Source organism: Gluconacetobacter entanii (assembly GCF_003206495.1).
Taxonomy (GTDB): Bacteria; Pseudomonadota; Alphaproteobacteria; order Acetobacterales; family Acetobacteraceae; genus Novacetimonas; species Novacetimonas entanii.
On the sequence record NZ_NKUF01000001.1, the window covers coordinates 174,908 to 188,694 of the forward strand.

Here is a 13,787-nt window from a genome sequence, read left to right on the forward strand (position 1 = left end):
TCATCAGCCATTCATGCCAAACGAACCGATGGTCTTGAACGTCAGGGAGAACATTACGGTCGAATTGCTCTGCTGACCACCAATTGTGGTGTACTGCTTGAGGTACATCACATCAATGCCGAAACAGTCATTCTGGTAGCCCGCATCGCCACCCACGGACACGCTCTGCTGGCGTGACAGGCTGCGGCGGATATATCCCGCAAGGTGCCAGTTGTCCCATGTCGTTGACGCGCCGAATGTCAGTTCGCTGATCGGCTTATAGTAGATCGAGGGCGGCGTCGAGGTATAGGGATTGTTTGCGTAATAATAGTAAGGCGTCACCGGTTCATAGATATAGCCGCCATTGACACGGAAATACTTGAAGCCCGCACTTCCCAGCGCATCGGCGAAATCGACGCGCCCGGCATAGGGATCAAGCCGCATTTTCCCATCAAAATCAAAGAAGTGGTTGGGGACGATGCGCGTGCCCATCACCACGTCCGACAGATGGTGGCTCAGCCCCGAATAGGGGATGCGGTCATGTTCGACATGCTCCTGGAAGCTTTCACCCACCAGTACGTCAACCTGGTGACCGTTCCATGTCCAGTTCGAATGCAGCCCGACATTGGCGCGCAGGCCACCATCAAGCCGGTCCGTCCCGGCATAGCGGTTCAGCGCGAACAGCGTCTGGTCGGTGAATTCATACGACAGGCTGTCTTCGTTGGGGATGAAGCGCGACGAACTGTTGCCGGTGTTGGGGGCAGCGATGATCTGCGCGATCGGTTCAAGGATTTCCGACCCGCGGCCATGGTTGAAGCTGCGCAGGAAGGGCCAGTTGAGCTTCAGCGCCACGGTGGGCAGGACCTGTCCCGCCACCTGGCTGCGGGTGGTCTTGGCATAGTTTGGCTGCTCGTTAAGCTGTGTCGCGCGGTGGATGGCCGATTCGACATGCAGCGTCAGGTCCCAGATCTGCCCCAGCGAGTTGCGGAACGGCCTGTCCCAGTTGAGCGTCAACTGCCCGCGCTGGTCCGATGTCCCGTTTTCACGATAGACGTAGAAATCGGTGGTATCGAGGCTGAAACGCCCGCCAAGCGCGTCAGGCTGCCCGAAATAGCTGTAGGTGTAGCGCGGCAGCACCCATGGCAGGTCGCGGTTGTGGATGATGCCTTCGTTCAGCCCCTGATAGGCCTGCGCATCGACGCGCGAATACGACCCGGTGCCGAATCCCTCAAGGTAGATGTTCGAATTCAGCGTATCCTGCCCGTAGCCGGAAATGCGGTAGTCACGCATGTAGTTGGCGGAACTTGCGACGTTGATATGCGCGCCAAGCCGCCATGTCTTGTTCAGGGAGAACCGGCCCGAGCCAAAGAAATACCCCTGGACGCCGTGGTTGTCCTTACTGTCAACCTCGTCACCGAAAGTATTGATGTAGTTGATGTCATGATGGGTGTCATAGGCGATGCCCGCGCGCACGTTCATGCTGCCGAAGTTGAAGCGGTGGCGGTACTGCGCGCTAAGCTGCGGGCCGGTGCGGGTGGAGAACAGCCCTTCGGCCACCAGGTCCGACTGCCCGTCGATCACCCAGTAATACGGGATGGTGACATACGTGCCGAGATAGCGGTTGTGCGGCGTGAAGCCGGGCGTGAGGAAGCCGCTCTGGCGTCGCACGGACTGGTCGGTCATGGAGAAGGCGGGCAGGTAGAAGATCGGCACGCCAAAGAAATCGACAAATGCGTCACGGAACTCGATGCGCTTGTGCTGCAGGTCATGCGACGCGTCATAGGCGCGGATCTGCCAGAAGGGCGCGCGTTCGGGATGGCGGTCACAGATCTCGCACGCGGTATAGACGACGCGCGTCAGGTCATTGACCTTGCCGCCCGTGCGCCGCACGCCGTTCGCCGCCATGCGGGCGTTGTCGTCCATCTGCGCGTACATCTTGCTCATGATGCCATCGCGCATGCCGTTGCTCAGCTCGGCATAGCTGGTGAACATCACCGTCCCGTCGGGTTCGACCACCGCGACATTGCCCGAGGCCGAGGCCACGCCGGTATTGCGGTCGTAGATCACCTTGTCCGCCCGCATGACCTGGTCGTTCTGCCAGATCTGGACATTGCCGCTCCAGATCGCAAGGCCGTTCTTGCTGTCATAGGCGACATGGTCGGCCTGGAAGGTGACGGGATCGCCCGTGGACACGGTGCTTGACGATGCCGCACCGTGCTGTGTCCCCGTGGTGGCGTCCGGCTGCGACGCTGCCGTCTGCGAATGGACATGCCGCCCCCGCATGGAGGGGGAGTTCTTGCTGGCCGGGGTCGGAAGTGGCTGCGACGCATCGGGGGTCGTGTCCGTCGCGCTGGCCGCGCGTGCCGTCGCCACGCCGCCCGGGGCCCCCAGCAGCATCATCATCCCCCCAAGGATCGTCGCCGACAGCAAGGCGATGCGCGATGCCCGTCTCGGCGGGGCAGGGCGCATGCGCTCAGGGTCGCGGGTGCGGCGCGACAGGGGGAAGGGACGGACCATTAACCGTCCTCTAGATGAAGAAGTAATGAAACTGCAAGACAAAGCCCTGCCCCGGTGGGGGCCCATGCCGCAAGCACGGGGGGCAGGGCGCCCGATTCACCGAACTGTGCCGCGATCTTGGAGATGGCGAACAGTGCAAAACCCGCCCCCACGCCCAGACTGATCATCCGCACCACGCCCCCGCGCCGCGCCGGGCGCATCGAAAATCCCGCCGCCACCAGCGCCATCGTGCCGCACAGGACCGGCAGCGTCAGCAGGCTCTGGAAACGCAGGCGGTGGCGGATGGAGGAAAAGCCCGAACGGTTGAGCAGCTTGATGAACCCCGGCAGCGCCCAGACCGACAGCGTGTTGGGGGAGGCGAGGCTGTCCTGCACCCCCGCCAGCGTCAGGTCGGCGGGCAGCGTCATCTGCCCCATGTCCACCGGGTTTTCATCGGGGCGGAGCAGTCGCGCCCCCTCCAGCACCCAGCGCCTGTTGCCGAGGTAGCCGTGCGCGGCCTCGATACGCGTCAGCATGTGGTCATGCCCGTCAAGGCGGAAGATGCTGACGCCGGAAATGCGCATCACATGGTCACGCAGCCTGACGCGCCGGGCATGGACGATGGCGACGCCATGATCGACAAGGCCGTTGTCGGACTGGCGCATCCACAGGGCGCCGCCGCTCATGTTGATGGTCTTGACCGTGCTTTCACGCAGGTACTGCTGGTCCAGGATTTCCGCCCGGCGGTACATGGCCGATGACAGGGGGCTTATGACCGTGGTGGACAGGGCGCCGATCATGATGGCGCACCCGACCGGCCCGGCCAGGAACTGCCACGCGGAAATGCCCGCCGCGCGCGCCACCACCAGTTCGGACGAACGCGCCAGGCGCCAGAAGCAGATGATCCCGCCAAGCAGGACGCCAAAGGGCAGGATCTCCAGCATGGCGAAGGGGATGTGCAGGACCGCGATCTCGCTGACGAGGGAGGCGGGCACGTTGGGCCTGCTGGAGACGCGGCGCAGCAGGTCGATGAAATCGAACAGCGTGATCAGTCCCGTCAGGAACGCGATCACCGCCAGCACGGCATAGGTGAACTGGCGCGCGATATAGAGCGAGAGGGTCCGGGCGAAGGTCATCGTGGCGGGAGTGTCCCCGGAGCAGGGCCGCGGGTGCGGAATTCGGGCCAGAACAGGATGGCCATGCACACCAGTCCCGGCACGAGGGCGCAGATCCACATCAGCGGCATCAGTGCGAGGTTGCGGCTGGCGAGGTTCTGCACCAGCAGCGCCAGCGCCTGCACCGCGACCACCGCCAGCGTGGCCGCCACGGGACGCATGATGTTGCCATGGCGCGAAAACCCGCCCCCCAGCGCGCCAAGCAGGCCGATCATGGCAAAGGAAAACGCACAGAGCGGCGATGTCAGCCGACGCCATGCCTCGATGATCATCTTTTTCTCGTCACGTGGTGAAAACTGCCGCAGGTTCGGATGCAGCAGGGCGGTGATCGGCAGTTCGTTCGCATCGGGCTGGCGGGTCTGCGTGCCGTGCGGGGCGGACAGGTCGATGGTGTTGCGCTCGAAACTCAGCATGTTCAGCCGTCCCGTCTTGCGGTCGATTTCCTGGCGGGACCCATTGAACAGGACAACGCGCGGCTGGTCATTGATGATGACCAGGCTGCCTTCCTCCGCCAGGATGGTGGCCTGCGCATCAGGCTGGCGGTCGTCTTCGACCATGATGCCATGCAGCAGCCCGTTTTCATCGCGGGTGCGGATATAGACGGTCATGTTGTCCGAAACCTGCGTGAACACCCCATCCTGTATCAGGAAGGCCGCCATCTTGTTGCGGATCTGGTATTCATACTGGCGAAAGCCGTGATACGACGCGGGCACCACCCACAGGTTGAGCGCATAGCACGCCAGTACCGACACCATGGCGCACAGCAGCGCCGGGCGCGCCATCATGAAGGGCGACAGCCCCGCCGCCTGCATGACCGTCAGTTCCCGGTCCGATCCCAGCCGCTGATAGATGAACTGCACCACCACGAATGTCGTGATCGGCAGGATGACCGCGACGAAGGAGGGGATCAGCAGGCTGGTCAACTGCACGAACACCCGCAGCGACAGCCCGCGCCCGACCACCAGCGAGACGAAATGCAGCGACTGCGTCAGCCAGATGAGCAGCACGAGCGCCCCTGTCGTCGCGACGAGCGCCAGCAGCAACTGTCGCAGGACGTAGCGGTCCAGAATCGACAGACGCGTGGAGAAGCGTTGGATGACGGGATAGGCGACAGGCATGCTCCTGTCTAACCCTCATCGCGGTGCATAAAAAGGTATGTTACCGCAAAGGTCTGAAACAGTCTGTGTCCGTCGGGCATCGTGTCGGGTCGTCACGACGTGGCGGGCGGGAAGATTTTGCCCGGATTCATCAGGTCATGCGGGTCCAGCGCCGCCTTTATGCGCCGCATGGTCGCCAGTTCCGCGCCACCGCGCCATTCCGCCATCATGTAGGGTTTGAGCTGTCCCACCCCGTGTTCGGCGGAAAACGACCCGTCAAGGTCGCGCACGATGTCGGCCACCGTGTCCATGATGTCATGGCTGCGCGCCAGGAAGGCGTCGGCGGGCATGTCCACTGGCTGCACCACGTTGAAATGGATGTTGCCATCGCCCAGATGCCCGAACGGCGCGGGGCGGATGCCGGGGATCAGGTCCTCGCACGCCCGTGTCGCGCGCGCGATCAGTTCGGGCACGCGCGCAACGGGAACGGATACGTCGTTCTTCACGCTCGCGCCCGCGCGCTTCTGTGCCTCGGCATGTTCCTCGCGCAGTTTCCACAGGTTGGCGCGCTGCCCCTCGCTCTCGGCCATGACGGCGTCGGTCACGATGCCCTTTTCCATTGCATCGGCCAGCACGCCTTCCATGAACTCGCGCAGGTCGGCGCCCGGGCGCGGTGTCGCAAGCTCCACCAGGACATAGGCCGGGGCGGGCTGTTCCAGCGGCAGGCTGGCCCCCGCGATCAGGTCGTTGACCAGCGCCATGCCCGTGCCCGACATGTATTCGAACGCCTGGATCAGCGCGGGGTCCAGCGCGCGGAACGCACTGAACAGCGCAAGCGCGCCCTGCGCGTCCTCGACCGCGCACAGGGCGACCTCGATCTCCTTCGGCGCGGGCTGGAGCTGGATGATCGCGCGCGTGATGAAGCCCAGCGTCCCTTCGGAACCGACGAAAAGCTGGCGCAGCGCGTATCCGGTGTTGTCCTTGCGCAGGCGGCGCAGGCCGTGGAACACCTCCCCGTCAGGCAGGACCGCCTCCAGCCCCAGCACCAGTTCGCGCGCGTTGCCGTACCGCACGGTGTTGTTGCCGCCCGCGTTCGTCGCAAGGATGCCACCCATCTGCGCCGACCCTTCGGAGGAGATCGACAGCGGCAGCATCATCCCCGCCTCCCGCGCGGCGTCCTGCGCGACCTTCAGGGGCACGCCCGCTTCGACCTCCATCGTCATTTCATGGGGGTCGATGCCCCGGATATGGTTCATGCGCCCCATGCAGATGACCACCTCGTGCCCGCTGTCATCGGGGGTCGCGCCGCCGACCATGCTGGTATTGCCGCCCTGCGGCACCATCGGGACGCCATGGGCGACACACAGGCGCACCGCCTCTGACAGTTCGCGCGTATCCGCCGGGCGCAGCACCGCAAGCGCGCGGCCATGGTACAGGTTGCGCCAGTCGGTGCAGAACGGGTCCATGTCGCCCGCCGCCGTCAGCATCCCCGACGGTCCCAGAAGCTGGCCAAGCCGTTCAAGCAGCTTCGCGGGATCTGCGGGTGTGGGGGATACGGCGGTCATGATGGCAGGCCTCCTGAAAGCTGGTGCGGATACGTCAATGGCTGGGCGGGGGGATGCGTATTCTGCGCGTGCGATTGTGGCGCGGTATAGGGCGCGCTGGCCTGCGCGGGCGAACTGTCCAGCGCGTGGAACAGTTCCGTCACCGCGATCCCCGCCAGCGTGCCGATGGCCAGCGCCAGCATCAGGGTGGTGCGCCGGGGCGTGGCGCGCGTGCCCGTCGCGGCCAGGCGCGCCTGGATCTGCGCCAGCGCCGTCTGCGTTTCCGCGCGTGCCTGCTGTGTCAGCAGCAGTTCGTCCTGCAGCTTGTCATTGATCCTGCGTGAATTGCGCAGTTCGTCGTCAAGCCTGCGGATGCTGTCCGCCATTTCGGAGATACGGCTGTGGGCATCCTTGATCTCCCGCGCCGCCGCCGCGCTCGTGCGTCCGCCGCGCGGGGCGCGTGGCTTGGCTGCCGCGCGGGGCGGGGGATTGGGGGCGATGGCCGTAAACAGGTTTTTCAGCGCGCCACCCGTCGTCTGGTTCTTGCGCGCGCGGGCGCGGATGGCCGACAGCGCGCTTTCCGACTGTCCCGGATTGTCCTCCAGCACGAGTGCCAGAATATCCGACAGGATCTTGAGTTCCTTGGGGTCTAGGCTATCGCTCATGTCAGGTATCGCCAGGGTCGGGTCATCAGGGTCGGGTCATCATGTGCGCGGGCAGGCGGCGCGGGACAGGCGGTCGGCAATGGCGGCGCCCAGCCCATGCGTCGGCACGGGCTGGACCGCGATCGCGCGCAGTCCGCGCCTGCGCCCCTCCATATCAAGAAACCGCAGCCCGGCGAAGAGGCGCGCGGCCGCTTCCTCCAGCTTTTCGCCCGGGCTGAGGTTCCATGTCAGAGAACTGCCGGGCAATTCCGGGCCGAACGCCAGCAGCGCTTCGTCCGGGGCGACGGACACGGCACCAAGGCGGACCGGCAGCGTGGGGGCGTAATGCGACGACAGCCGCCCCGGCGCGGCGGGGCGCGCGTCGCTGCTGTCATGGGGCAGGGTGATGTCGGGGCATATTTCGCGCAGGGCCTCGATCGGGATCCCGCCGGGACGCAGCAGGACCGGGTGCGGTCCCGTCAGGTCCACGATCGTGCTTTCGACCCCCACGGCACACGGGCCGGAATCGAGCACGGCGTCGATCCTGCCTTCCAGCCCGTCAAGGACATGTTCCGCGCGTGACGGGCTGACGCCGCCCGACGGGTTGGCCGAAGGGGCCGCGACCGGAACCCCCGCCGCCGCCAGCAGCGCGCGCGCCACATCCCCCGCCGGCACCCGCACCGCGACGGAGGGCAGGCCCGCCCCGGCAAGGTCACAGATCGCGCAGTCGGCCGTGCGCGGCAGCACCAGCGTCAGCGGCCCGGGCCAGAAACGTTGCGCAAGGCGACGCGCCCGCGCATCGGCGTGCGCATGGACGAAGGCGCTGGCGGCATCGGGAAAATGGCTGATGAGCGGATTGAACGCCGGGCGCTGCTTCGCCGCGAAGATGCGTGCGACCGCGTGGGCGTTGGTGGCGTCGGCGCCAAGGCCATAGACCGTCTCCGTCCCGAACGCGACCAGTCCGCCGCCACGCAGGATGTCCGCCGCCTGCGCGATGCCCGCGCTGTCCGCCGCCAGCCGTCGTGTCATTGCGCGCCGCGGCAGATGAAGGGCGGATTGCGCCACCCCGCCTTGCCATAGGCCAGCGGCGTGCCGTCGAATTCGGTGATGCTGCCGCCTGCCTCCTCCAGCACGGCCTGCGGGGCCGCGGTGTCCCATTCCATCGTCGGGCCAAGGCGGGGATACAGGTCCGCCACCCCTTCGGCCACACGGATGAACTTCACCGCCGATCCGATGTTGCGGATGCTGGCGACGGGCTGGCGCGACAGCAGGTCCTTCAGGCGCGGGTCATCGGCGTAATGGCGTGATGCCAGCACGTCCAGCCCCGCCGCGGGTGCGGTGCGGGCATGGATCGGGTGCTGCCCGGATTCGTCACGCCGCCACGCGCCATGGCCGATCCGCCCGGCATAGACCTGGTGATACGCCGGCAGCGCCACGGCGCCGAGGATCGCGCGACGGTCGCGCACCAGCCCGATATTGACGGTGAAATCCTCCCGCCCCGCCGCGAATTCCCGCGTCCCGTCCAGCGGATCGACCAGCCAGTAGGTCCGGTCGGTCTCCACCTCGATCCCCGCCGCCGCTTCTTCCTCGGCAATGACGGGAATGGACGGGGCGGCGGCCCGCAGCCCGGCAAGGATATGCGCCTCCGCCGCGTGGTCGGCCTCCGTCACGGGGGAATCATCTGTCTTGGTGTGCGTGATGAACCCGCGTGCGCGGATGTCGCGGATCAGGGCTGCGGCCTCCGTCGCAAGACGGACCGCCAGATCGAGCAGGGCCTGATCGTCGGGGGCGTGCAAGGATGGTATGTTCATGCAGATGGCATTAGCTTACTCATGCCGCGCCGTCATGCGTTTATGCGATGCGACATGCAATCACCCGCCGCGGCGGGGCCTGTCCGGCGTGTGCGCCATCGTGGCGCGGGGGAAGGCTTTCCCCGGCGTATCAGGGGCCTGTGCGTGCCCCGCGCGTGATTTTGCGTCATGCGTGGTCTGTTGGTTTTCTCAAGCGGAGCGACTGCTTCATGCTCGATACCGGTTTTTCTGAGTCCCGCCTGCCGCACGAAGGCGTGCTGGCGATTCTGGCGCCATCCGACGGGGCGCCTTCCGCGCTGTATGCGCAGGCGGATGCGGCGACGGATGGTGCGCTGTCGCGCGCGGCGAAGGCGGCGGATTTCTCCTTCGCGGCAAAGGCGTCGTGTGTCGTGCTCGCCCCCGGTGCGGGGCTGGATCGCGTGGTCCTCATCGGCCTTGGCCCGCGCGACGCGATTGACGCGCGCGTGGCCGAACAGGCGGGCGGGACTGTCGCCTCCGCGCTGGGCAAGGTCGCGGCGCGGGCCACGGTCGCGCTCGATACGCTGCCCGGCGGGCTTGCGGCGCATGTCGCCCTCGGGGCGGTGCTGGGGGCCTACCGCTTTGACTCCTACCGCACCACCTGGCGCGAGGGCGAGGCATGGAAGCTCGAAGGGCTGGAATTCCTGGGCACCGACGTCGCCGGGGCGCAGGCGGCATGGACGTCGCTGTCGGCGGTGGCGCGTGGCGTGCTGCTGTGCCGTGACCTGGTCAACGAACCGGCGAACATGCTGCGTCCCGACACGTTCGAGGCCCGCATCACAAAGCTGCGTGACCTTGGGGTGGAGGTCGAGGTGCTCGACCGCGAGGCGATGCACAGGCTTGGCTTCGGCGCGCTGCTTGGCGTGGGACAGGGCAGTTCCGTGCCGCCGCGCACCGTCATCATGCGCTGGAACGGCGGGGCGGAAGGCGAGGCCCCGGTGGCCTTCATCGGCAAGGGCGTGACCTTCGATTCGGGTGGCATCTCCATCAAGCCCGCGGGCGGCATGGAGGAAATGAAGACCGACATGGGGGGCGCCGCCGCCGTGGTCGGCACCATCGCCGCACTGGCGGGGCGCAAGGCGCGGGTCAATGCCGTGGGTGTCGTGGGACTGGTGGAAAACATGCTGTCGGGCGATGCGCAGCGGCCGGGCGACGTGGTGCGTACCGCGTCGGGCCAGACGGTCGAGGTGCTCAACACCGACGCCGAAGGCCGCCTGGTCCTGGCCGATGTGCTGTGGTACGCGCAGGACCGGTTCAGGCCGCGCTTCATGGTTGACCTCGCCACCCTGACGGGCGCGATCGTCGTCAGCCTTGGCAACGAACGCGCGGGCCTGTTCTCCAACGACGATACGCTGGCGCAGCAGCTTGCGACGACGGGCGAGGGCGTGGGCGACAGGCTGTGGCGCATGCCGATGTGCGCGTCCTACCTTGAACTGCTGCGCTCTGACATCGCGGACCTCAAGAACATTGGCGGCCGCGCGGGCGGGTCGATCACGGCGGCGAAATTCCTCGAATGTTTCGTCAACAAGGTGCCGTGGGCGCACCTCGACATCGCGGGCACGGCGTTCGCGCACAAGGGGACGGCCTGCGTGCCGAAGGGGGCGACGGGCTTTGGCGTGCGCCTGCTCGATGCGCTCGTGCGTGAACATTACGAAGGCTGACCGGGGGCGGGTGGCATGGCTGCCGCCCGCTACGGACAGGCCTGCGGAAGGAACTTCATGGCGGAGGTCGGTTTTTATCACCTGACGCGTTCCACGCTGGAGCAGGCGCTGCCTGCCCTGCTCGGGCGGACGCTTGACGCCGGCCGCCGCGCGGTCGTGCGCTGCGGGGACGAGGGCCGGGTCAAATGGCTCGACGATGCCCTGTGGCGCGCCACCGACCCGGTCTGGCTGCCGCATGGCACCCGCGCGCTGGGCCATGAAAGCTGGCAGCCGATCTGGCTGACGGCGGGGGAGGACGTGCCCAACGGCGCGACCTTCCTGTTCCTGATTGATGGCATGTCGGCTGATGGCATGGGCGATTTCGAGCGGGTGTTCGACCTGTTCGACGGCCATGACGAAAATGCCGTCGCGGCGGCACGGCAGCGCTGGAAGGCATGTCGCGAGGCGGGGCACACCCTGACCTACTGGCAGCAGCAGGCGAAGGGGTGGACGCGTCGGTAATCCCTGCACCGAGGCAGGGATGACCCACGGGGCCATGGCGGTCATGGCCCGCAGGCGGCAGACCATGGCAAGGAAAGGCCGCGCAGCATGAAGAACGTTACATTCCCCGATGGCATCACGGTTCCCGCGCTGGGAATGGGGACATGGAACCTCGGGGATGACGAGGCGCGTCGCGATGCGGAAATCCGCAGCATCCGCATGGGGCTCGATGCGGGCCTGCGGGTTGTCGATACGGCGGAAATGTATGGCTCCGGCCGGTCCGAACGCCTGGTGGGACAGGCGATCGCCGGGCGGCGCGACGACGTGTACCTTGTGGACAAGGTCCTGCCCTCCAATGCCTCACGCGATGGAGTGCGCAAGGCCTGCGCGGCGTCGCTGAAGCTGCTGGGCACGGACCATCTGGACCTCTACCTCCTGCACTGGCGCGGTTCGATCCCGCTGGAGGAGACCGTGGCGGGGTTCGAGGACCTGAAACGCGCGGGCATGATCCGGGCGTGGGGCGTGTCCAATTTCGATGTCGATGACATGCGCGAACTGGCGCGGATCCACACGCCGGACCCGTGCTGCGCCAACCAGATCCTCTACAGCCTCGATTACCGTGGCGTGGAATATGACCTGCTGGCCCATGACCGGGCACAGGGGATCGTGACCATGGCCTATTCCCCGCTGGGGCAGGGGGGCGAACTGCTGCGCGCCCCGGTGCTGAAGCGGGTGGCGGCGCGGCACGAGACCTCGCTTGGCCCGGCAACGCCCGCGCAGGTCGCGCTGGCATGGGTGCTGCGGCAACCCGGCGTGCTTGCGATTCCCAAGGCGGGGTCGCCCGCGCACCAGCGCGAAAACATGGCGGCGGTCGAACTGGAGTTGACGAAAGCCGATCTGGCGGAGATTGATGATGCAATCCCGCCGCCGCATCGCAAGGTCTCCCTTGCGATGATCTGAGCCATGACCTGAGTGCCCGGGCATGGCCGTGACGGGGTGGGCCGTCGTCACCATGCCGCGCGGGAGCAGGTCGGATCATCAGCACTACACTCCTTGTCGTTCTGGGCGCGATGCTTGCCTGTGCGCTTGCGCCGCGGGCGTGGCCCGCCACACGCGCGACCTGCGCGCCGCTGCTGCGCGTGGGGTGGGTGGTTGTCATGGTGGCGGTGCTGGCGGCCGAACTGCCCGGCCTGCCGGGGCATGTCGTGGCATCCGGGGGGATGCGACCCCTGCTGGCGATGTTCCATCCCGACCCGCTGGCGCTTCTGGCGCTGCTGCTGGTGGCGCTTGTGGGGCTGTATGCGGGGCAGGGGGGCGCGCTGGCGTGCATCGCCGCCGCGTTCGCCGTGGCGGGTGGCCCGCTGGTGTCGGGCCTGGCCGGGGCGTGCGTCATTGTCGCGCTGCATGATGACGCGGCATGGCGCGGGCGCGGGACCGGGGGGCTTCTTGGCATGGCGCTGCTGTCGATGCTCGATCCCATCGGCAATGGTCCTGCCGCGTTCGCACTGGCCGGGGCGGGGGCCGCCTCACGCGCGTTTGTGCTGCCGGCGGTGGTGCTGATGGCCACGTGGCCGCTGCTGCACCTGTCATGGCGGCCCGGCGGCGGCCGGCGGCATGTGCCCGCGCTGCGCATGGCCGATGTCGCGGGCTTTGTCGTGGGCTGCCACCTGTGGCTGCGTCTGCTGGCCTGCTATCCTGATATTCCTGTCCTGTCCGAACGCTGGGGCGATGCGCTGGTGGCGCTGTCGGCCGGGCTGTTCCTTGTGGCGTCGCTGCGTGCGCTGGTGGCGCGAGACGTGCGCCGTGTCCTGTCGGGCCTGTTCGGCGGCACGGCGGCCCTGCCGGTCATGCTGGCGGGACTGGGGCTGGTGGCGCGGGCCAATGACCTTCCGGACATGCTTGGCGGGGTGGTGGCATGCCTGATGCTGCTGCTGGCGGCAGGAAGCATCGTGTGGGTCGCGCTGCTGGCCCTGTGTGATGCGATCGGGGCGGAGGCCGGGCGTCTGGTGCTGATGCATCTGGGGGGGCTGGCGACGCTGATGCCCCGCCTGTCGGCACTGCTGTCGGTCGGGTTGCTGGCGCTGGGGGGCATGCCGCCGCTGATCGGGTTTTCGATATCGTGGATGCTGCTGCGCCTGTTCGGCGCCATGCCGCATGGGGGAAGCCTTGCGCAGGAAATTCCCGTGGTCTGTGTCCTGATCGTCATGGGCGCGGCGTGGGGCGTGCGGCTGCTGGCGCTGGTGCGTCTGGTGGGGGTCGTGCTGTGCGGGCGGCCGCGTACGCCACGCGGGGCGGGGGCGTGCGATCCGCCGTGGCCGGTCCTTGGCCGGTGTGCGGCAGGCGTGGCGCTGGCCTGCGTGGTGTCGCTGCTGCCCGGCGCGTGGATCGCCCTTGCGCGGGCAGGCATGGCGCGGGTGGTGCGGCAGGCCAATGGCCCGGCGGGTGCGGGCGGGACGCTGTTTGCCCTGCCATCGCCCGATGGCGTGTCCGTGCTGGTGCCGGTCCATGGGTTTGTGCTGCTGCTGGTGGTCGGGGCCATGGTGGGGATGGTGTGGTGGATGCGCGGGGTTTCCGCCACGCGGCAGGTGGCGACATGGGAACAGGGCGCGCCGCCGGCCCCGCCATGGATGCCCTTTGGCGACCCGCTGACGCAGGTGGGGGCGGGTGTGTTCGTGCGCCTGCTGCAGGACATGGCGGGCTGGCCCGAAGGGGCTGCGGCGGGGCTGCGGCGGGCGCTGCGGGCATGGCGCGCGGGGGGACATGCCCTGCTGCTGCCCCTGCGGCGTTTTCCCGATGCGCCGGAACGCCTTGCGCCGCTGGCGCTGCCGGTCGGGGTCGCGATCGCCATGGCCATCCTGTGCTGGCTGGCCTGACATGGGGGG

At 67.4% G+C, this 13,787-nt stretch carries 11 protein-coding genes; 4 read left to right on the top strand and 7 right to left on the bottom strand.

Features of this window, described 5'->3' with window-relative positions:
- Window positions 1–3: 3 nt before the first annotated feature.
- The 7 genes from CFR72_RS00815 to cysQ form a co-directional block, all read right to left on the bottom strand.
- Window positions 4–2,496 carry an LPS-assembly protein LptD gene (locus tag CFR72_RS00815; protein ID WP_408869949.1) on the bottom strand — a complete coding sequence of 831 codons (2,493 nt, stop codon included), beginning with the start codon at window positions 2,494–2,496 and terminating at the stop codon, window positions 4–6.
- Window positions 2,496–3,611, bottom strand: a complete 1,116-nt coding sequence (gene lptG, locus CFR72_RS00820; RefSeq protein WP_110912162.1) for an LPS export ABC transporter permease LptG — start codon at window positions 3,609–3,611, stop codon at window positions 2,496–2,498. The genes CFR72_RS00815 and lptG overlap by 1 nt, the downstream gene beginning before the upstream one ends.
- Window positions 3,608–4,768: an LPS export ABC transporter permease LptF gene (lptF, locus tag CFR72_RS00825; protein ID WP_110912163.1), complete on the bottom strand. Its 1,161-nt coding sequence runs from the start codon at window positions 4,766–4,768 to the stop codon at window positions 3,608–3,610. The genes lptG and lptF overlap by 4 nt, the downstream gene beginning before the upstream one ends.
- 92 nt (window positions 4,769–4,860) lie before the next feature.
- A complete protein-coding gene (locus tag CFR72_RS00830; protein WP_110912164.1) occupies window positions 4,861–6,312 on the bottom strand; it encodes an FAD-binding oxidoreductase in 1,452 nt (483 codons plus the stop codon).
- Window positions 6,309–6,956 carry a hypothetical protein gene (locus CFR72_RS00835; protein WP_110912165.1) on the bottom strand — a complete coding sequence of 216 codons (648 nt, stop codon included), beginning with the start codon at window positions 6,954–6,956 and terminating at the stop codon, window positions 6,309–6,311. The genes CFR72_RS00830 and CFR72_RS00835 overlap by 4 nt, the downstream gene beginning before the upstream one ends.
- A 39-nt stretch (window positions 6,957–6,995) precedes the next feature.
- Window positions 6,996–7,964 (bottom strand): L-threonylcarbamoyladenylate synthase, encoded by a 969-nt coding sequence (locus CFR72_RS00840; protein WP_110912166.1) that lies wholly within the window; start codon window positions 7,962–7,964, stop codon window positions 6,996–6,998.
- Complete coding sequence (gene cysQ / locus CFR72_RS00845) at window positions 7,961–8,746, bottom strand: 3'(2'),5'-bisphosphate nucleotidase CysQ (RefSeq protein WP_110912167.1); 786 nt, start codon at window positions 8,744–8,746, stop codon at window positions 7,961–7,963. The genes CFR72_RS00840 and cysQ overlap by 4 nt, the downstream gene beginning before the upstream one ends.
- 209 nt (window positions 8,747–8,955) lie before the next feature.
- Here cysQ and CFR72_RS00850 point away from each other — a divergent pair, with 209 nt between their 5' ends.
- From CFR72_RS00850 to CFR72_RS00865, 4 genes are all read left to right on the top strand, one after another.
- On the top strand, window positions 8,956–10,425 hold the full coding sequence (locus tag CFR72_RS00850) for a leucyl aminopeptidase (protein WP_110912168.1): 1,470 nt from the start codon (window positions 8,956–8,958) through the stop codon (window positions 10,423–10,425).
- Window positions 10,426–10,482: 57 nt separating this feature from the next.
- Window positions 10,483–10,926 (top strand): DNA polymerase III subunit chi, encoded by a 444-nt coding sequence (locus tag CFR72_RS00855; protein WP_110912227.1) that lies wholly within the window; start codon window positions 10,483–10,485, stop codon window positions 10,924–10,926.
- Window positions 10,927–11,013: 87 nt separating this feature from the next.
- Window positions 11,014–11,865 carry an aldo/keto reductase gene (locus CFR72_RS00860; RefSeq protein WP_110912169.1) on the top strand — a complete coding sequence of 284 codons (852 nt, stop codon included), beginning with the start codon at window positions 11,014–11,016 and terminating at the stop codon, window positions 11,863–11,865.
- A 110-nt stretch (window positions 11,866–11,975) separates the two neighbouring features.
- Window positions 11,976–13,778 (top strand): proton-conducting transporter transmembrane domain-containing protein, encoded by a 1,803-nt coding sequence (locus CFR72_RS00865; protein ID WP_110912170.1) that lies wholly within the window; start codon window positions 11,976–11,978, stop codon window positions 13,776–13,778.
- Window positions 13,779–13,787: the final 9 nt, after the last annotated feature.